Annotated in this window: 18 protein-coding genes; 7 read left to right on the top strand and 11 right to left on the bottom strand. The window is 43.8% G+C overall.

All coding sequences use genetic code 11. The annotated features are described in order from the left end of the window. Positions 1-49 precede the first annotated feature (49 nt). The gene (gene fghA, locus MSG37_RS15330) at positions 50-889 is read left to right on the top strand and encodes an S-formylglutathione hydrolase (RefSeq protein WP_248471524.1); all 840 of its coding nucleotides are present in this window, start codon (positions 50-52) and stop codon (positions 887-889) included. Positions 890-1238: 349 nt separating this feature from the next. Further along, a complete protein-coding gene (locus tag MSG37_RS15325) occupies positions 1239-1565 on the top strand; it encodes a multidrug efflux SMR transporter (RefSeq protein ID WP_220778443.1) in 327 nt (108 codons plus the stop codon). 159 nt (positions 1566-1724) lie between these two features. Here the strand turns inward: MSG37_RS15325 and MSG37_RS15320 are convergent, their stop codons facing one another. After that, positions 1725-2369 carry a hypothetical protein gene (locus tag MSG37_RS15320; RefSeq protein WP_248471523.1) on the bottom strand — a complete coding sequence of 215 codons (645 nt, stop codon included), beginning with the start codon at positions 2367-2369 and terminating at the stop codon, positions 1725-1727. Between the two features lie 59 nt (positions 2370-2428). Then, the gene (locus tag MSG37_RS15315; RefSeq protein WP_248471522.1) at positions 2429-3124 is read right to left on the bottom strand and encodes a HupE/UreJ family protein; all 696 of its coding nucleotides are present in this window, start codon (positions 3122-3124) and stop codon (positions 2429-2431) included. Positions 3125-3944: 820 nt separating this feature from the next. Between MSG37_RS15315 and MSG37_RS15310 the strand changes: the two genes are divergently transcribed. Then, the gene (locus MSG37_RS15310) at positions 3945-4364 is read left to right on the top strand and encodes a DUF6491 family protein (RefSeq protein ID WP_248471521.1); all 420 of its coding nucleotides are present in this window, start codon (positions 3945-3947) and stop codon (positions 4362-4364) included. Positions 4365-4370: 6 nt separating this feature from the next. On the opposite strand, the gene MSG37_RS15305 is transcribed toward MSG37_RS15310, so the two are convergent. Then, entirely contained in the window at positions 4371-6011 is a 1641-nt protein-coding gene (locus MSG37_RS15305) for a ShlB/FhaC/HecB family hemolysin secretion/activation protein (RefSeq protein WP_248471520.1), read from the bottom strand. Positions 6012-6189: 178 nt separating this feature from the next. Then, a complete protein-coding gene (locus MSG37_RS15300) occupies positions 6190-7410 on the bottom strand; it encodes a threonine/serine exporter family protein (RefSeq protein WP_248471519.1) in 1221 nt (406 codons plus the stop codon). Positions 7411-7616: 206 nt separating this feature from the next. Between MSG37_RS15300 and MSG37_RS15295 the strand changes: the two genes are divergently transcribed. The 3 genes from MSG37_RS15295 (at position 7617) to MSG37_RS15285 (ending at position 11122) form a co-directional block, all read left to right on the top strand. Next, positions 7617-8015 carry an MAPEG family protein gene (locus tag MSG37_RS15295; protein ID WP_220778433.1) on the top strand — a complete coding sequence of 133 codons (399 nt, stop codon included), beginning with the start codon at positions 7617-7619 and terminating at the stop codon, positions 8013-8015. 259 nt (positions 8016-8274) lie between these two features. Beyond that, positions 8275-10668: a YgiQ family radical SAM protein gene (locus MSG37_RS15290; RefSeq protein ID WP_248471518.1), complete on the top strand. Its 2394-nt coding sequence runs from the start codon at positions 8275-8277 to the stop codon at positions 10666-10668. 112 nt (positions 10669-10780) lie between these two features. After that, positions 10781-11122 (top strand): YkvA family protein, encoded by a 342-nt coding sequence (locus tag MSG37_RS15285; protein WP_220778428.1) that lies wholly within the window; start codon positions 10781-10783, stop codon positions 11120-11122. A 14-nt stretch (positions 11123-11136) separates the two neighbouring features. Here the strand turns inward: MSG37_RS15285 and lpxL are convergent, their stop codons facing one another. From lpxL to MSG37_RS15250, 7 genes are all read right to left on the bottom strand, one after another. Next, positions 11137-12066 (bottom strand): LpxL/LpxP family Kdo(2)-lipid IV(A) lauroyl/palmitoleoyl acyltransferase, encoded by a 930-nt coding sequence (lpxL, locus tag MSG37_RS15280; protein WP_248471517.1) that lies wholly within the window; start codon positions 12064-12066, stop codon positions 11137-11139. 132 nt (positions 12067-12198) lie between these two features. After that, positions 12199-13260, bottom strand: a complete 1062-nt coding sequence (locus tag MSG37_RS15275) for a porin (protein ID WP_248471516.1) — start codon at positions 13258-13260, stop codon at positions 12199-12201. Positions 13261-13403: 143 nt separating this feature from the next. Continuing rightward, on the bottom strand, positions 13404-14375 hold the full coding sequence (locus MSG37_RS15270) for a formate dehydrogenase subunit gamma (protein WP_248471515.1): 972 nt from the start codon (positions 14373-14375) through the stop codon (positions 13404-13406). Between the two features lie 107 nt (positions 14376-14482). Continuing rightward, on the bottom strand, positions 14483-15073 hold the full coding sequence (locus MSG37_RS15265; protein ID WP_248471514.1) for a molecular chaperone TorD family protein: 591 nt from the start codon (positions 15071-15073) through the stop codon (positions 14483-14485). Beyond that, a complete protein-coding gene (locus tag MSG37_RS15260; RefSeq protein ID WP_248471513.1) occupies positions 15073-15618 on the bottom strand; it encodes a 4Fe-4S dicluster domain-containing protein in 546 nt (181 codons plus the stop codon). Before MSG37_RS15260 ends, MSG37_RS15265 begins: the two co-directional genes overlap by 1 nt. A 10-nt stretch (positions 15619-15628) precedes the next feature. Next, positions 15629-17842: a molybdopterin-dependent oxidoreductase gene (locus tag MSG37_RS15255; protein ID WP_248471512.1), complete on the bottom strand. Its 2214-nt coding sequence runs from the start codon at positions 17840-17842 to the stop codon at positions 15629-15631. Between the two features lie 205 nt (positions 17843-18047). After that, complete coding sequence (locus MSG37_RS15250; protein WP_248471511.1) at positions 18048-19013, bottom strand: LysR family transcriptional regulator; 966 nt, start codon at positions 19011-19013, stop codon at positions 18048-18050. A gap of 542 nt (positions 19014-19555) precedes the next feature. On the opposite strand from MSG37_RS15250, the gene MSG37_RS15245 reads away from it, so the two are divergent. Continuing rightward, positions 19556-20251 carry a 4Fe-4S dicluster domain-containing protein gene (locus MSG37_RS15245; RefSeq protein ID WP_248471510.1) on the top strand — a complete coding sequence of 232 codons (696 nt, stop codon included), beginning with the start codon at positions 19556-19558 and terminating at the stop codon, positions 20249-20251. Positions 20252-20260 lie beyond the last annotated feature (9 nt).

Genomic DNA, 20260 nt, shown 5'->3' with positions numbered 1-20260 from the left:
AGAGAGTTAATGACTCTCGATGTCACAAATTTATAGGAGTCGGTATTAAATGACCGTTGAAAATATCAGTGTAAATAAGAGCTTTGGCGGTTGGCACAAACAATACAGCCATCATTCTAAAACCCTTAATTGCGCCATGCGATTTGCCATTTATTTACCGCCTCAAGCGTCAAATGGTAAAAAAGTGCCAGTGCTTTATTGGCTGTCAGGTTTAACCTGTACCGATGAAAACTTTATGCAAAAAGCCGGCGCTCAGCGTATGGCTGCAGAGCTTGGTATTGCGATTGTTGCGCCAGATACTAGCCCGCGTGGTGACGATGTTGCCGACGATGCCGGTTACGATTTAGGTAAGGGTGCTGGTTTCTACGTTAACGCGACTCAAGCACCATGGAACCGTCATTACCGCATGTATGATTATGTGGTAAATGAATTGCCACAGTTGATTGAATCTATGTTCCCGGTTAGCGATAAACGCTCAATTGCGGGGCACTCGATGGGCGGTCACGGTGCACTTGTCATTGCAATGCGTAACCCAGAAGCATATCAATCAGTATCGGCATTCAGCCCGATTGCTAATCCAGTTAATTGCCCTTGGGGTAAAAAGGCATTCACCGCTTACTTAGGCCGTGATACCACAACTTGGGCTGAATACGATGCTAGCTTACTTATGCGTCAAGCAACGGAGTTTGTCCCTGCATTAGTGGATCAAGGTGAGGCTGATGATTTTCTTATCGAGCAGCTAAAGCCTGAAGTGCTAGAGGCTGCAGCTAAGGTAAGCGGCTATCCGCTAACGCTCAACATGCAAGAAGGTTTCGATCATAGCTATTACTTCATCTCTAGCTTTATCGAAAACCATCTGCGTTTCCATGCTGAGCACTTGGCTAAATAGACTAGTCATCGATTAGAGCAGTGTGTGACTTTAGAGGGAGAGATAGCAAATGGTGATTACTTCCCTCTATTCATTAACTTTATCGAAAACCACCTGCGTTTTCATGCTGAGCACTTGGCTAAATAGACTAGTCATCGATTAAGGACACGCGATTCTGCGCTGAGATACTGACTTAAAAGCTGCCTGTAACGGCAGCTTTTTTATTGCCTTAAAAAAGATTATTACCTAAGGGTAAAAGTCATTTGTACTTTATGGTGATTATCAATATTACCCAGATGAATATAATAGCTTTATTGATTTAAACCTCTTTGCAAACAGAACTTTGCAGAGCAAATAACAAGGTAATAGCATGAGCTGGATTTTTCTTTTATTGGGTGTGGTCGCGGAAGTGTTATCGCATGTGGCACTCAAGGCCACCGATGGTTTTAGTAAGCCCTTACCAGCGGCGCTGGTTATTTTGGGGCACCTCACTGCTTTTATCTTTTTAGGCCAAGCAATGAAGGGCATGCCAGTTGGTGTGGTGCATGCTTTATGGGCCGGTTTAGCGATTGTGTCAGTGACATTAATCTCAGCACTATTTTATCGCGAACATTTGGATATGACGGCCTGGGTTGGCATGGTGCTGGTGGCAGCAGGTGTCATGATGATTAACTTTTCACAAGGTCATGCTCATTAGCGATAAGCTTAGTAATGTAAAATCAATGAAAGCCCGCAAAACCTAGTGTTTGCGGGCTTTTTGCTGATTGCTTTAAGGGGTAATCTAGCAAGTAATGCCAATATCTCGAACAGCATTCACCCCAGATACTTACAACTTTGCACCCCTTAACTAAATGGGTTACCCCTTAATTATATAAGCGCCTTTGGTGGATAAGGTTACCGTAATAGGTTGGTTCGTTTTGTTTTTCCAATACCAACCGTGTGAGCCAGAAAACGGTGTGGTCAGTGTGCCCTGCATTTTACTGGCTGTCGTAATCGCAAAGCTTTCGTAAAATCCGGTGCTATCACCTTGTGGTTCGCCATGAAAATCAAAAAATAGCTCGCCGCCATCGGTACGCCAGTCGTACTCCAAATGCTTGCCTTGATTGAGTAAAAACTTGTATTCCAAGCCTTTACCGGCAGGGATAACAATATCGACTTTATCTTGGCGCATGCCAGGCTCTTGCGCTCTTGCTTGCTTTATTTCACTTACCGTCGGTGCAAGAGCAATCGCTAATGTATTAGCGCTAGGGGTAGGGTTTTCAGCTGATACTAAAGAGATCGGGCTTGGGTCTGCTTGTGCCGCTTCGGCAATCTTGGTCAGTCCCATGGCTTTACCTATTCCTGTCGGGTCTATGTTGTATTCAGCGGGTAAAATAGCGGTAACCAGTACAATTGTGCCGATTATTCCTGCACAAAGACTGGCTTTAAGCAGCGTTGCATTCGAGTGGACTGGAATGATGTTTTGCTCGTGATGATTGCTTTGGTTATTGATATTTTTCATTGTTTTTCCTTGTCTTTATCTTATTTCAATATTGGTTTGAGTGTCTAACGTGGATGCTTCTAGTTAATGAAATAGCCTGTTAGTTGGAAGCCCACAAGCATTACGCCAGCGCTCATCAACAAGGTATTTGTCACTGTTGAAAACTGCAGGTAACTTTTGTGCCGACGCCAGAGACTTATTAAAATGAGCACTAACCCAAGTGCCAAAAACTGGCCGATTTCGACCCCAATGTTGAATGCTAAGATGTTAGGAACGAGCCCATCTTGCGGTAATTGAAACTCCTGAATTTTAGTTGCCAAGCCAAAGCCATGAAACAGCCCAAATATCATCACTGCGACTTTTGTATTGGGTTGAAAGCCAAAGACTCTTTGAAAGCCACCTAAATTATCAAACCCTTTATAAATAATAGAAAAGCCAATAATAGCGTCGATGAGATAGGCATTTACTTGTATGTCATAGTACACACCAGCAAGCAGGGTAATGCTGTGGCCAATAGTGAATAGACTCACATACAAGAGTACGTCTTTAGTGCGGTAGAGGAAGAAAACCACACCGACTAAAAACAATAAATGGTCATATCCCGTGACCATGTGTTTAGCGCCAATATAGATAAAGGGCAGAATTGATACCCCTTGGTTAAGGGTTAAAAATTGCTTGGTACCTTCATCGACACCGTGAGCAAGCAGTGAAAAAGAGGCGAATAGCCCGCATAGCAGCACCATTAACTTAATGGTTGTGGCCAAAGGTTGGCTCATTGCTGTTTCTCCAAATTATTTTAGATATGATTAAGAACAGCGAAATAGGCTGATATATATATCAGTCGCTTATGCTCATATTTATAAAAGCGATTTAAATACTGGTTGTCAGTTATTTGATAATCGCTAAAAAATAATTAGTAGTGTGGAGGCGGAAGCGGTGGGGCATAGCGGTGACCCTCGTAGCGCATATCGTTATCGCTAATGGTCGCCGAGTGAATAAACTGGCTGGAAAATACCCTCTCTACGGGTATATCCGACGGCGTATGGCCATGATTGGCATGGTCATGTTCGGTTATTGGATTCGGGTCTGTATTGAATGTGTTATCGCCGTTGATTGCAGAGTCGCTTGCAAGGTAAGCGGTGACCGATTCAGTAGCATTAAATGCGCTAGGGGCATGTGAGTGATGACTGAATGACTCAACTACTGCATGGCTATGATGGTGGTATATCGATTGTCCTAATGGGTGTTCACCATCGGGATATTGCACAGAATAGGCTGAACTTACGGAAAAAAACTGACAAACAAAAAGCATTAGCATGATTGCCAATGTTGATTTTGAATGTTGCTTAGGCTGAAGGTTAAGCCTAAACATATTTTGCAGTCTCTGAAAAATAATAACCTCTTATCTGCCTTATAATTGGCATTGTGACTTGAGCATTAAATCAGATCGGCTTTAAAAGCGCTAGCCTAGATAGCGTCATTATTAAGCAAGTTTAATTAACGGTATTGCACCTTGTAGCGTAAGTTTAAATAGCCGTTTGTTGCTTATTAACCGCGTGCGACTACAGTTAATTTTATTCAGGCAGGAGATATCTTATGCGTACATTAGCAAAACTATTATTGATATTGAGCATTGCATTGGGCGGCTGTGCAGCAACTGAAGCCAATAAAGAGCGTGATGCTATGTATACCTTCCCGGCTCTTGAGCAAGTTAACTCGATTGATAATTTCCGTATGGATGGCTGGGAAAGTGTCGATCGCTACTCGATCATAGTGGGCGTTCGTCCAAACCAAAATTATTTGTTGATCCTTAATGGTGGCTTGAATGATTTAAACTTTGCTCAAGGCTTAGCTGTTAGCTCAACCATGGGCAAAGTTGAAGCAGGCTTTGACTCGGTGTCTACGGTGCAAGATCCTATGATGAAGTCGCAAATTAAGCGGATTTATAAATTAGAAGATAAGCAGCAAAAGAATCAGATTAAAGCCCAAATAGAGGCTTTTGCAGATAAAAAATAGCAATCATCAAAAATGATTTTTCACCTGAAAACGCCATTCCCAGCTATTTACTTCAGGGCCAGAGGTAAAGGGCACGCTTAAATCAATATGGGCCACATTACCGTAGCTGGATTTTGAAGAGTAAATCCTTGCACCAATACCAAAGCTGCCAATTGGCGAGGATATCGCGTTGTTATTATCGTTGCCGCCAAACGCTTGGCCAATATCAGTAAATACCGCCCAGCCTAACTCTGCGAGTTGGTAAAGATCAATATTGGGGTAGTTACGTAGCTCTGCAGTCAATGCCCATTGATTATCGCCATATTGGTAATCATTAGGATAGCCGCGAATGCCAGTTTCATCGCCAAGTGCAAACGGTCTGTCTAAGTAATTATTTTTTGAAGTGCTTAACCTTAGCTTTGAGTATGCGGTCCATTTGGGCGCGAGTTGGTAAAAATATTCCGCTGCCAGGTTCAGTTGGTAGAAGTCCTTTTGGCTGGTGGCAAATACCCCTTCGCCGTCCATTGCGAGCAACAGCAGTTGCTCATCTGCTTGGTAGCCGCGACTCGATTGCCAATTGATATGGTAGCCGATCGGTGAATCGTCGTTGAGATCGCGGGTTTCAATGCCTAGCTTAATAAAATGCTGCCAACCTAAATTAAAGTCTTCGTTGTAATTGATCAGGTGAATATTTTGTAGGACTTTAAAGTCATCTTCAATGTATTGATATGCCAGCCATGGATAAAGAAAATCTCTATCTTGGGGCAGCTCTGAAGTCGGGTAATTGTCTACATGGCTAAATTCATGGCGATCTTGAGTTATCCCCATAATGATCCGTGACAACTGTTGCTCATCTTTATCTATTAACCAGCCTAGCCGAGCATTGTTGTAGCTAACCGCGTGTTCAAATTCATTAGTGTCTTGACCATTTTGCTTTAAGGTGTCGATACGTAAATCATTCAAATATTCAGCCGAATACATGTGATTACCATCGAGGGTATAGAAAGGTTTCTCAAAATAGAGATGTTGCGCATGACCGTCACTATTATCGTAAAAATCGGCTGCAATGGTCGCGTGTTTGATAAAATTTACCGGGGCCTCAATAGCAAATTTATAGCCGGTTCTGTCGGCATTAGACTGGTATTTAAAGCGGGTTCTAACGCCATATCCAAATAAATTATCTTCTTTTATACCGACAGAGAACTTACTTTCGCCACCGCTGCGGCTAGCGTTAAATGTCGGTAGTAACGACCAGTTATCCCAAGTCTCGACTAAAACATTTTGCCCTTCGTCGGCAAGGTCTGCATCGGGTGCTGGCTCTGAGTAAGTGATTTTTGCATCGCGGATATAGGGCTCTGCTCGTAAAATACGTTGCATCTCATCAAGATCTTTTTGGCTGACACTTTGGCCTTCTTTAAAGCTAAGCTTATTGCGGATAACGTTATCACGGGTATTGATATGTAGGTAATTAGCCCAACGATGGATAAAGAAGGTTTCAGGATCTGAGAGATCAAAGATATCGTTACTCTTGATGACAATATTTTTGGTGGGCTTTTTTTGTTGAGCATCAGTATTGGGGTTAGCGATAACGGTTTTATTTTCAGCAGAAGTGGCACCCGCATGGATGCTTACAAGACATGCTAATGTCACGCTGAAAAGCCGTTTCATCCTATCGGTTATCCTCCTTGGCAAGATCCATTAATAACAGAAAGTAATAAAGCTGTCATATTGATTAAGTGTAGATGACTCAAGCAATAACGTGCTGATTTACTAAGCTGAAAGTGATGTGAGGCAATAAAAAAGAGCGCTTAAAGCGCTCTTCCTATCTAGAGATAAGTAATAGTATTTATAAGGTACGTCTAGGTGGTACCGCGACGTTGGCAAAGATAAGTCCAGCGACAATCGACATAAAGATTAAGAATATTTGAATGCCAAGGTGCGACTGGTTAAAAATGGTTTCGCCCAAAATAAGGGTGTTCAGGCCGATATAGGTTTTACTACCGGGAACCAAGATGACAATACCTTGCAGTAGTGCAATAGATGCTGGAGCCTTCATCCAGCGGGCATATAAATTGGAATAAATACCTACCGCCAAAGCGCCAAAGAAAATACCAATAGACTCACCGAAGTAAATTGCGCCTAACATGGCTGAGAAAAAGGCAACGATTCCCGCCAAAATTCCCCAAGGCGAGTCTTTTAAGCGCGCTTTAAAGATGATGACCAGTGCAGTTGATAAGATTGGCACCGCAGCCCAAATAGCCCAAGTCGGTAAGGTTTCTGGCGGTACATAAGTGGTCTCACCAAAAATGGCTTTACCGATTGCCATCCCCAGAATTACCCCAAAATACAGCTTAAATAGCAGCATAAAGGCATCCATCACCCTTGCTGTACCCGATATCAAGTCTCGAGCGGCGAGTTCAGCGAGGCCCAAGGTTAAGGCTAAACCGGGGATAAAGATGATAATCCCCGATAGGATAATAACGGGAATATTGACAGACGGATCGATTTTGGCAATGCCATAGGCAAGGATGGCACATAAAATGGCGGCAAGGGGTTCGAGCATTTCTGCCATGCGTTTTGAGCGTTCGGCACGGTAAACTAAACCGTAGACCATTAAGCCTAGCATTCCAGACCAAAATACATCGTTCCAACTGGTGCCCATCAGCATGGCAAATGCGCCCGCTGAAGTGCCAAAAGCGAGCAGAGTGAGTTTGGTGCCGTATGGATTAGGTTTGTTGGCTATTTCTTCTAGACGCTCAAGCGCTTCTTGCAGGGTACGTTGACCAGACATGAGTTCTTCAACCAACTCGTCGGTGCGAGCCAGTGCGCCTAAATCGAGATCACCAGGTTTTACGCGGGCAACGTGGTTGTACTCTTGATCTTCATCGTGCTGCAGCACAAAAGTCATCGCAGTTGGCGAAATTAAAAAATAACCTTCTATTCCCAGTACATTAGAAACACCTTGTAAGTGGGTTTCTAAGCGGTAGGCAGGTGTACCAAATTTATGTAGCGCTTTACCGAGTTTAATAATAAAACGGCGCTTTTCTAAAAACTCTTGATTATCCACAATCTCAATTCGCTATTGGTGACTTAGGGTTTGTATTTAAAAACAGTGCCTTAAAGCTTTTTTAGTTATTGTTTTATCTTACTGTTTTACGGTCATCATTTTACGAGCGCATCTTACCTTATTTGAGATAAAAAAGTTGCCATTTATTTACATGATGTTCGTTAATTGTAATGCTGGGGTGTTGCGATTAAATAATTGGAGTGAAGATGCCGCTTGCTATCTCAGGCTTGTATATCAGCCTCACAGCGTTACTGACCGTTTTACTCACGTATCGGGTAATAAAATTAAGACGAACTCATAAAATAGGTATTGGCACCGCGGGCAACGAATCACTGACTTTATCGCAGCGAGTACATGGCAATTTACTTGAGAATGCACCAATTGCTTTGCTGTTATTAGTCGTCGCCGAGCTAAATGGCAGTAGTAGTTTAATGCTGCATGTTTTTGGTTGTGTGTGGATTATTGCACGGGTGCTGCACGCCATTGGTTTAACCCAAGGTAAAGGCGGTTACCACATAGGTCGCTTTTGGGGGATGATATTAACTTGGAGCGTGATTGTGGGTTTAGCGCTGGTTAACTTGTTTGCTTACGTGATGAGTCTTTAGAATTGTTAGCCCGAAATAGCCCAGAGCAAATGAGCTTATTTCAGTGATATAGCATGTTAAGAATAACGTTAAAACCCGCTAGAGTAATACCCACAGCCAAATTATGGGATAAGCAGCTATACTAAAAAAAGCATCAATTTGATGCTTTTTTAGTCACACCTTGCAGGCGTAGCCTGTTATACTCCGCGTCCCCGTTGCGCGAGCAAGTAGGGGCGCAATATCTGCGTAATTTTTGTATTTCAGTTAGGCTGCCTAATCCATGCAAGTAGAATCCACGTTATTTACCTTTCCAAAGTATCGCCCTGAGCTCACGCGCCCAGCGCCTTTCTTGCCTATGTCTCGCAAAGAGATGGCCAAGTTAGGCTGGGATAGTTGTGACATCATTATCGTCACTGGCGATGCATACGTGGACCATCCAAGTTTTGGTATGGCGGTGATTGGTCGCATGCTCGAAGCTCAAGGTTTCAGAGTGGGGATTATTTCTCAGCCTGATTGGTCAAACAAAGAAGACTTTATGAAGTTAGGTAAGCCTAACCTCTACTTTGGTGTGACCGCCGGTAACATGGACTCGATGATCAACCGTTATACCGCTGAGCGTCGTATGCGTCATGACGATGCTTACACTGCGGGTAATATCGGTGGCAAACGCCCTGATCGCGCGGTAACGGTTTATACCCAGCGCTGCAAAGAAGCCTTTAAGCAGGTACCTGTGGTAATTGGTGGTATTGAAGCCAGTTTACGCCGCATTGCCCACTACGATTACTGGTCTGACAAAGTGCGCCGCAGCGTGATTTTAGACGCTAAAGCCGACATCTTGGTTTACGGTAATGCCGAGCGCCCATTGGTTGAATTGTCACATCGTTTAGCGGCAGGTGAGCCGATAGCTGAATTACACAATATCCGCGGCACTACAGTCATTCGTAAAGAGCCGTTGCCTGAATGGAAGGGCATGGACTCGCGTAAGATTGATCAGCTGCATAAGATCGATCCTATTCCTAACCCGTATGGCGCCGATGACGTAGGTTGTAAAAACCTGTCTGGGCCTACGGATGAAAAGATTTTTGATAATGATGCGCCAAAGGCGATTAGCGTTCAGCCAGCTAGACCTAAGCCATGGGAGAAAACCTATGTCTTACTGCCAAGCTATGAAAAGGTGTCTGAAGACAAATATCTCTATGCCCACGCATCACGTATTTTGCACCAAGAGCAAAACCCTGGCTGTGCTCGCGCGCTGTTTCAAAAGCATGCTGAGCGTGCTATTTGGGTTAACCCGCCTGCGTGGCCGCTAAATACCGATGAAATGGATGGTGTGTTTGATCTCGCTTATCAGCGCGTACCGCACCCATCATACGGCAAAGAGAAAATTCCAGCCTACGATATGATTAAGACCTCGATCAATATCATGCGTGGCTGTTTTGGCGGCTGTTCGTTCTGCTCTATTACCGAGCATGAAGGCCGTATTATTCAGAGCCGTTCGCAAGACTCGATCGTTAAAGAAATTAAAGACATTCAACAGAAAGTACCGGGCTTTACCGGGGTAATTTCTGACTTGGGTGGTCCAACTGCCAACATGTATCGCTTAGGCTGTACTAGTGTAAAAGCCGAGAGTACCTGTCGCCGTTTATCTTGTGTGTTCCCATCGATTTGTGGCCATTTAGATACCGATCATCAAGCTACCATTGACCTGTACCGCGCCGCACGTGACGTGCCGGGCATTAAAAAGGTATTGATTGCGTCAGGTGTGCGTTATGACTTAGCCACAGAAGATCCGCGTTACGTTAAAGAGCTGGCAACTCACCATGTTGGCGGCTATTTAAAGATTGCGCCTGAGCATACCGAAGAAGGTCCGCTTAATAAGATGATGAAGCCGGGCATGGGCACTTACGACAAGTTTAAAGAGCTTTTCGATAAGTACTCACAAGAGGCGGGTAAGAAGCAATATTTGATCCCTTACTTTATCTCGGCACATCCGGGGACCACCAATGAAGATATGGTGAACTTGGCGTTATGGTTAAAAGGCGAGAAGTTTAAGCTCGATCAAGTACAAAACTTCTATCCATCGCCAATGGCAAATGCGACCACGATTTATCACACTGAGCTTAACTCGCTGAAAAACGTTAAACATACCAGTGAAGAAGTTTCAGTGCCTAAGAAAGGCCGTCAGCGTAAGTTGCATAAAGCCCTGCTGCGTTACCATGATGCAGAGGGCTGGCCGCTGATCCGTGAAGCGCTAATTGCCATGGGCAAAGAGAAGCTGATTGGTAATGGTCCGAATTGCTTAGTACCAGCAGAATCTCGTCAAGAGCGTGAGGCGATTCGTAACAAGAAGAAGCTGAATACTAAAGATGACGGCAAAGGTAAAAAAGCCTTTACCCGTTTCTCGGGCGATCAATTTGATGATCGTAAAGAGGGGGCCAAGTCTGGGCAAAATAAATCAGGGCAAAACAAGCCCGGTGCTAATAAAGCTGGTGCAAACAAAGCAGGCGCAAATAAGCCAGGCGGTAACGCTGGTGGCAATAAGTCAGGTCTGAATGGCCAATCTGGACAAGCTAAGTCAGGGCAAGCTAATTCTGGGCAGGGCAAGCCGGGCCAAGCGGGCAAACGTCCTCCTAAAAAGAATGCCTGGGGAACTACGCCTAAACACCAAAGGTAAATAGGCTGTTTTTTGGAATGCTGGCGACAAGCTTGCTATAGCTATATCAGCTAAAATGAGGGAATATCTTATACTGACAGGTATAAATATTCCCTTTTTTATGGGTGCGAAAATGACGCAACAAACAAACGATAATATTGAATATAGCGATGAAAGCTTTTGGCTGAAGGTAAAACTATTTGCTAAAAAAGCCGGTCGTGAAGTGATCGATAACGCGCTGTGTTTGTATTATGCCGCCAAACGTCCAGACACGCCTAAATGGGCTAAAACCGTCATCTTCGGCGCACTAGCCTATTTTATTTCACCGATTGATGCGATCCCCGATTTAACGCCAATTATGGGGTTTTCTGATGACTTAGGCGCGCTAGCCGCTGCTTTGGCTATGGTGTCTATGTATGTTGATGATGGTGTTAAAAACCAAGCAGCTGAGAAAACCGCAGCTTGGTTTGATTAGCTTAAACCTTAGCCTTAATAAAGCGATGCTTCGCCATCTGGGCGGTTCTTAAAGCGTCTATGTAACCACATATACTGGCTTGGCTTAGCCATAATCGACTCTTCAACAATCTTATTGATAAAGCAGGCGCCAGCGTGTTCATCCCCCTTAGGAAACTTATCTATCATTGGCTCTTTAATGGTTAAGGTGTAGTGACCGCTATCGTTGTCACGTACAAAAACCACTGGCACGATGGCACAATTTGTATTGTCCGCTAACAGGCTAGTTCCCGTTGTTGTACAAGCATTTTCTACCGCAAATAGCGGCGCGAAAGTCGAGCGACGACGGCCGTAATCATGATCCGGTGCGTACCACATAAAGGCACCATCATTAAGCGCCTCAAGCATAAACTTAACGTTCTTACGATGAATTAACGTATGACCACCTTGAGAACGACCTTTGAGTTGAAAGTAATCAAAACACGGATTATTGTTTGGGCGATATACCGCCATGCCTTGTGCATATTGGCCAAAGGCACGACCACTAAGCTCAAGGTTAAGTGAATGTACGGCGATCAGCAGTGCGCCGCGGCCTTCAGCTTTTAGTTTGTCGATATGCTCCATGCCAACCACTGTGGTGTGTTTAGCAATGCGTTCATTAGACCAAAACCAAGCCATGCCCGTTTCAAGTAGGGCCAAACCGGTATTTTCAATATTCTGTTTGGTTAGCTTTTCACGCTCGGCGTCAGTCATATCTGGAAAACACAGCTCAAGATTTCGCTTGATAGTGCGTGTGCGACGTTTCATAAAGCTAAGTACGACGCGGCCGAGTAGTTTGCCGAAACGAATTTGAATCGCGTAGGGCAATAGGCTGCAAAGGTAGCTAACGCTAATGATTAATAACACACACCAATATTTGGGATGTAACATTGCGAGCGAGAAGGTTGGTACTGTGTACTTACTCATGAGAGGTAGAGCTTTTAGTGATACTGAAAAATGTCGCGCGATTATACGCGATGTTTAGCCTTTCAGCTCTCTCTATATTAGATAATTCAGCCGCATTAAATATGCGGCTGATAAGTAGAGTGTTTTACTTAGTTAGCCTTGCCAAGTAAGGTTAAAGTCATATCTAAAGCCGATAGTAACAGCATGATCGTCGTCACGATTATCAAAACTCTTGTCTAGATATTCGAGGTGCACACGTACGTTGTCGATTGGGTTCCACTCTAGGGTGGTGTTAAAACCGTTGTAATCGGCTGAGGTGATATCGTCGATACCATCTTTAAACTGGAAATAACCTAACTTAATTTTGTAGTCATCAAAAATTGGATAGGCTAAAGCGGTATCTAGAGTGCTACCACTGCGATCTTTATTCATGCTGCCAGTGTCATAGTTATACTGTTTGTCTTGGTAACTAATTGCAAGGTAGAGGTCATTACTAAAGGTATAGGCCACCACGCCACCAATCGTTTTATCGTCACCTTCTATATTTTGTGCATCGGTCGTATTTTGCGTGACATAACCTAAACCAATGTGTAGCTGGTCGATATCGTAACCCACACCAAGGTTGACCATATCTGTCGCATCATCACCGTTGTCGCCGTCAAATTGTGCGCCGGCCATCCAAGTAAAATCGCCAGTGACTAATTGGTAAGTAACAAAGTTATCGACGAAAAATGGGCTTTCATGGTCGTAAGCGTATGGGCTGTTGCCATGATTGAAGATATCAACATATTCAGCCACTAAAGTGTACTGAGCTGGACGTTGCTTACCAATCCCCACTTGACCATAAGGTGATGCAATCGCAGCGTAGGCTTGGCGGGCTTTACCAAAATTACCCGAGTTGGCAATATCGACACTCCATTCGCCTTGAGCTATTGCGGTCCAACCGTCAGCAAACTCGGTGCTGGCTTTAATGCCAACGCGAGAAAGTGCATCGCGCACATCCCAAGTTTTATCTTGGCTATCATCTAGATAGCTCAAGGTTGGGCGAATAGAGCCATACAAGCTGACTTGGCTATTTTTGAACTGTGATGGTGCGGTATTATTTTCTAGTTTGGCGATGCGCGCTTCTAGCTCCGCTGTGGTTGCGTCGCTAGCGTAAGCGTTTATGCAGCAAAGGCTTATGGCCGCTGCTATAAGTGATTTGAATGTGTGCATTAGTGTATTTCCCTATCTTTCGGCTGCAACAAGTCGCCCTCTCTAAGGAGTAGAGTTGGTGCAGTGCGATTAAATATGATTAGTTGCTGTGCCCATCAGCATTTACGCTGATGGGCGGATGAAGCGTTATGTTTGGATTAGCTTTAAGCTTGTTGCTTTAGCTCTTTGAACCAAAGATTGTGGTGCTGTTTAGCCCAGTTCTCATCGCAGTAACCTGAGGTCATATTTGACATGCCACCTTCAGACATAACAGTCGCCATAAAGATATGTACGACAGAGAATGCACTGATGATAACGGTAGAGATAATATGGACTAATAGCATGGTATTAGCGGTATTTTTGGTGACCACAAATGTCTCTGGGAACATCATAGTTAGTCCTGATACCACCATCAGGCCGCCAAATAGGGCGAATACCCAGAACCACAGTTTTTCACCCGCATTGGCAAAGCCTGCATCAGGGTGATGCTTCTTACCAGTATTTAGGTAGCCACCCAACACAGCAAACCACTTAACGTCGTAGCTAGCGGGAATTTGCTTTGGCGCCCACATTAAGATCATCAACACGTAACCTAAGATGAATGGGAATGCCATTAGCTCGTGCAAGCCGCTTGATAAACCGACCAGTGATGCCCAGCCTGATTGATTCATACTCGGCTCAAAGTATAAGCGGCCACCTGCTAGCACTAATCCTGTTAGGATAAGTAGCATGCAAGCAATCGCGCCCAGCCAATGCACGCTGATGCTCAAGCCTGACCATCGCTTAATTAACTTGCCAGAAAAGCCTTCATCTAAGCGTGAAATGCCATTCACAATAATGAATATGATAAACAGGCCGATGACAGCAAATAAGCTGGCGTAGACTAAAAATGCAATGGTATCTGTTGCGCCCAAATAGCCAAGCACGGTTTCATTGGCATCTTCAGGTATTGCAGCCGGTAGTTGCAGCTGTGGTTGAGTAGGCATACCGCGTAGCTCTGGTATGTCACCTGCAATGGCTTCAACTTTAATTGGCTGCCATTGTTGTGGTTGCAAGCTTGCATCTTCAGCCATTGCGGCAGTTGAGACAAACAGGCCAAGCACAATAAAACTTAACCATTTTATTGCTCTGTTCATAGGTCACTCCTTTGGCGATGTTGTTCGCCTCTTTTGGCTACACAGCACATTTGTTGGTGCTGTGGTTAAAGCCAGATCCTGAAATGTAATAGGTCGTTGGTTGACGCCTACTCATGCAGTTGTTTAGTGATAAAAAGTTGCAGCTCAACAGCAAACTCGCGCCAAAAATCATGTTTAGCGTGTTGTTTAATGCCTTCACAGAAAGGATTAATCCATACACCAAGGTGCTTATTAACAAACTCATCAGCTATAGCGTCGAGTTCGTTAGCGGCATAGAGGTTATTGGCTTGTCGCTGTTCACTTGCAAGGGCGTGCACACAGTAAAGAAACTCCAGTTCATTACCGATAAAATCGGCAGGTTCATTGAATTTGTCATCAATGACTAAGCCTATTTGCTGATAGAAATCGGCAACTTCAACAGTTTCATCTGTGTTCATGACATGGTTACCGCTGCGGTACACCCCTTCATAAGGGGCAACCAACAACTTATATGGCCCAATGCACATTCGATTGAAGTCGAACTCCAATTCTGATGCGTCATCAATGAATTTTTTCGCCTCAACGAGCAGGGGGCTTTGCGGATTATTCAACTCTAGATAAGTGATTAACCCTTGCAATGCTTCAGCTTCTGATGGAAAGAAGATCATTGATTTAAAGGCAAAGTACGCTGTTGCCATCGGACCATATTGGTTTGTCATTATGCGCGTTCCTTAATAATCACCATGTTAGGTTTTGTGATGCAGTCGCCGTATCCAATGCCTTGCTTACTGGCTGATGGCTTCTTAAGCACTTCGTCAATATTGCCGATTTTGATACACTCAACTGGGCAACCAGTAACACAGGCTGGCTGCATGCCACGATCGAGTAATTCAACGCACATATTGCACTTATCTGCCTTGCCGTCGTCTTCACGAATGCTCACTGCCGAGTATGGGCAGGCGCTGGCACATAGGCCGCAACCTGTGCACTTTTCACGATCTAACACCACAATACCGTCGTCTCTGACGTGGTAGGCCTTTGCAGGACAAACCATTAAGCAAGCTGGGTTTTCACAATGCATACATGAGTGCGATAGCCACACATCTACCGCACCGTCATCGCGCTTAACTTCATAGCGATCAACCTTACGGAATCGATGGTTCTCTGGTAGCTCATTGTGAATTTGGCAGGCAACAGTACAGGCACCACAACCGACGCAGTTTTCTTGTCTGAAGACAAAGCCTACTCTTTTGTTCATAGTCATTATCTACTCCTTAGGCTTTTTCTAGCGCGACATTAGTCGAGTGGTAGGCTGAACAGCCGCCCATATCGGTCAATTTGTCGGTGGTCAGGTTGTTGGTACAGCTCGCTTTACCGTAAGGGTCCATTCGGCGCCAGTTGTTTTTTGGTGCCATAACGGTGCCACGGCCAACTTGCCCAGAAACTTGCGCAGTAAAGAATGCTTCGCCACGATGGTTACTGAGTCTGACTCGGTCGTTGTTTTTAATGTCTAACTCTTTTGCATCTTCGGTATTGATCTTGGCCAAATATGCTGGGAAGTTACGGATGTACTTAACGTTGTAGAAAGAGCTGTTAGCACGCTGCGGGATCGCGGGTGATAACATACGGAACGGCAACGTCTTCTCTTCTGGGATCATCTCGTCTTCAGGCAAGCCGAAGTCAATAACTGGATGGTAGCCAGCATCTTTCATCATTTGTGAGTAGAACTCGATCTTGCCGCTATCAGTTTTATATTTACCATCACCAAAGTAAGGGCGTTGGTCATAAACGGTGACAAACTTGTCTTTAATGATCTGCTCGTAAGTGATGTTATTGTGTCTAAATGCGGGCTCTTCAGTGTCTAAGAAGTCACGTAAGATCTGTTCGTAATCAACGCGCATCTCTGGGTGATAATCTAGTCCCATATGCGCCGCTAACTCTTTAAAGAAGATCCAGTTATCTTTAGATTCACCTAAAGGCTCAATCACTTTTTCAGAAGTTTGCATGTGGTAGCAGTTGTAGTCAGTACCCATATCTGGGAACTCAAACTGGGTAGTTGATGGCACAATGATATCGGCAAGTTCTGCGGTATCTGTCATCAAGAAGTCGTGTACTACTAAGAACAAGTCGTCGCGCATTGCGCCTAAGCGACAGGCATTTGAGTCCGGCGCAACAGAGACAAAGTTACCGTTGTAGTTGATCACAGCCTTAATTGGCTTGATAGGCTTACCGTAAGCGGTTGGGTTAGTTGGATGGATCGCCTTAGCGATTTCTGTCATGTTGACATGACCAACAGTGTCGCCATTAGGGTGAATATGGTCAGCTCGGCCTTTTGAGTAGTTAAGGCTGTCGTCAGCTTGGGTATTATCATAGATAAAACCATTACCAATTTTGCCATATTGACCAGCAACAGCGTGCATCATGGCGATGGCACGAGACATACGCGCACCGTTGTAGTTACGCTGCATACCGTAGCCTAAACGAATGACTGACAACTCTGACTCGCCATACACTTTGGCAAACTCGAACATTTTCTCTCTTGGTACGCCGGTAACTTGTTCGATCTCGTCATAGCTCATTTCATCAATACGTTTGAGCAGATCTTGATAGCCAAGTGTATTGGCTTCAATAAACGCCATATCTGCTAAATCATTATCGATAAGGTATTTCATGATCCCTGTCGCCAAGTGAGTATCGGTACTTGGCTTAGGTTGTAGCCAGATATCTGCTTGTGACGCAATGGGTGTGCGCATAGGGTTAACGACTAATAACTTGGCACCGTTATCACGAGCTTGGTTAATAAACTTAATACCGTGAACGTTAGTGGCTGTTTCGTTTTGGCCCCAAGAGATATAGCAATTGGTGTAAATGTTGTCGTATGGATCGGGTCCTTGATAAGTACCTGTGACAGACTTCAAACCTTCATAAGCCGCGAAAACACACACTTTACGATCGAGCTTACGAGCACCTACAGCGTTAAAAAAACGGCTTGGTCCGCCGTATTTACCAATAACACCTTCATGACCCGAGTAGCTGTATGGCAAAATGGAGTCAGCGCCATGTTCCTTGATGATCTGTTGTAAACGGCTAGAGATTTTGGCATAGGCCTCGTCCCAGCTAATACGGCGCCATTTACCTTCGCCTTTTTTACCTGCGCGTTCCATTGGGTGCAAAATGCGGTCGGCAGCATAAGTGTACTGCACATAGGCATGACCTTTAACGCAAGGAGATGTCCCCATTTTCTTCATCTCGGATGCGCCTTCGACATAAGTCATACGGCCATTTTGTACGGTAAACTTCAGCAGACAACGGTCGGCACAGTTTCGCTGACAAGTGTGATAAACGATTTTACCTTCGCGTTTCAGCATCTTGTCTGGTGCACCGCCACGTTCAGTTGCATTGGCAATGCCTGGCATTAAGCCAGACAAGGAGCCGACAACAGAACTAGCTCCAACTCCCTGCAGGAAGGTGCGTCTGTTAATTTTCATATGTTTTCCCCATCTTGATAGTGTTGATTCACTATTTATTTTTGTAGCAAGTACGACATTGATATTGCTCTGTGAGTTGGCTTGCTTCAGGCGTAGCAAACGGTCACTCGGTTACACACGTTTTTCTGGTAAAACTCCTATAACTGCAAACTCACGATCTCTCATCGATCAGAGTTCGACTTCCCTATGGATTTAACTAACGACGCTAGTCTTCACTTGCTAGACGCCACTCTCTTTCTAGTCCGCAAATGAGTTTTGATTTGACCCAATTAAATGCGGCCGAATGGTTGGTATTGCCAAATAACACGTAGTTACCTATCTCGCGATTTTCTCGGCGGCGAGTTCGGCATTTTTGTGCTAACTCGTCTGGCAATTTGACGTAATCAATCCCCGGTAGCATGTTGACGAATTGACGGGTGAATTGATTACAGCTAAGAGTTATTGCATCACTTTCGCTTAAAAGGCGCATCGCTGAGGCTAAACTGTCGGTATAACCTTCAACTTCCATGCACAGGTCTTTCTCTCGACATAAGTTGACTAATAGTGGGCAGCTGAGATCATCGTAGTTATCGATTTCTAAGCAGGGATAGCGAGAGAGGTTTTCGAGAGTAATTGCTTGGCTTAAAACGGGATGATTGCGCTTGGCAAGAATATATAGGCTATCGGTTTCGCTAAACATTTCGTAGTTTAGGTTCTTACCATTGAAACCTTCGTATACCACTACAAAGTCCATGTCGCCATTAGCTAGTGCCGTGGTGCAATCATGGGTGAGAACTCTGACATCAAATCTTAGATTTGGCGCTTCATTTAAGATATCTTCTCGCACGACTTTCTGTACTGCGTAGACAAATTCATCGTAGGCATGGATAACAAATTGCCCGCCAGAATCTGCCGGAGTAAACACCGAATGCTGCATCTCAATTTTTTGATATTGTTCGACTAAACTTTTAGCCATTGGGATCAGTTGGTGAGTTTTTTCTGTGGCAACAAAACCTGAACAACGTCTTATAAAGAGAGAATCTTTAAATATATCTCTTAATATTTTAAGTGTTCTGCTTACACCCGAAGCTGTCATACCTAATTCATTTGCTGCTTGATGGCTTTGTCCGTGTTCATATATAGCAATAAAGACTTTTAATTGGTTGTAATTTAAAAGATCTATTTTGTTCATAACAAATACCTGCTGCAATAATTAAATTCTATAATCTATATAAGAGTTATAATGTGCAGTGTTATATGTCACATTTTTAATAAGCTTATTTTTGTAATTTTGATATATGTCTCGTGTTTTACATATTAATATTAGCAAATATCAGAATGTGATATTTGAGTTGGCTATGTCTTTTATCTTTCAATTCAATGGTTAAATAGTTATCTGTCGATATTATCAAAAATATTTCCGGCGCCAATTAACACTGTATACCATTGTTTTTAATATTTATTTTTTATATATTGTTGAGTTTGTGTTTTATCAGAGTGATAGCGTTGATACGTTTTGTTGCATTTATATTTTAGGTGGCTGATACCTTTAAATCTATCTCCGGATTTTATTTCATAAAAAAATAAATTATTTTTCTATTGTGATCCTTAGTTGATATTTATTTATTGAAACGCTTCCTTGTTTATATTTTTATATTTTTGAGTGTATTTTAAATATAAAGAATTTATAAGTGAGAAAATTAATATTTATCACTTTTATAATAAGGAATGAATATGTTGGATAGACGGTCCATATTAAAAATGGCTGCTGGTGGTGCAATGTTAACGCTGATCCCCAGTGCTCAACTTCAAGCTAAAACTTCTGGTAAAAGGTTAGCGATGGTGTTTGATGTTCGCCGTTGCACTGGGTGTCTATCTTGCACGGTGTCTTGCGCTATGGAAAACCAAACGGATGCAGGACGTTGTCGTACTCGGGTGAATCAAGCTGCTATTGAAACATCAACGGGCTTTGCGACACTGGCGGTTCCTAACCAATGTAATCAGTGTGATAACCCTGCTTGTGTTTATGTTTGCCCTGTAGAGGCGACTTATAAACGCGAAGAAGACGGCATAGTGGTGATTAACCATGACGAATGTATTCATTGCCAATTATGTGTTGATGCATGCCCTTATGGCGCTCGCCGTAAAGATGAAACCTTAAATTCACCACCAGAGAAATGCAATTTCTGTATTCACCGCACATCGGCGGGTTTACTGCCGGCATGTGTCGAAACCTGTATTGGTGAAGCGCGTAACTTTGGCGACCTAAATGATCCCACTAGTACTGTGTCGCAACTTGTTCGCGACAATAAGGTATACGCCATGTTGGCAGCTGAAGGGACCAAACCAAATATTTTCTACATAGGCTTGCCTGAACAACCTCAGGACAAACAGATTTTGTCACTTAACTTTCTTGAATGGCAACGCTAGGAGCTGACA

The sequence above is a fragment of the Shewanella sp. 1CM18E genome (assembly GCF_023161665.1).
Classification (GTDB): domain Bacteria; phylum Pseudomonadota; class Gammaproteobacteria; order Enterobacterales; family Shewanellaceae; genus Shewanella.
Note: the sequence above shows the minus strand (reverse complement) of the source record. Positions and strands in the feature narration are given on the sequence as shown.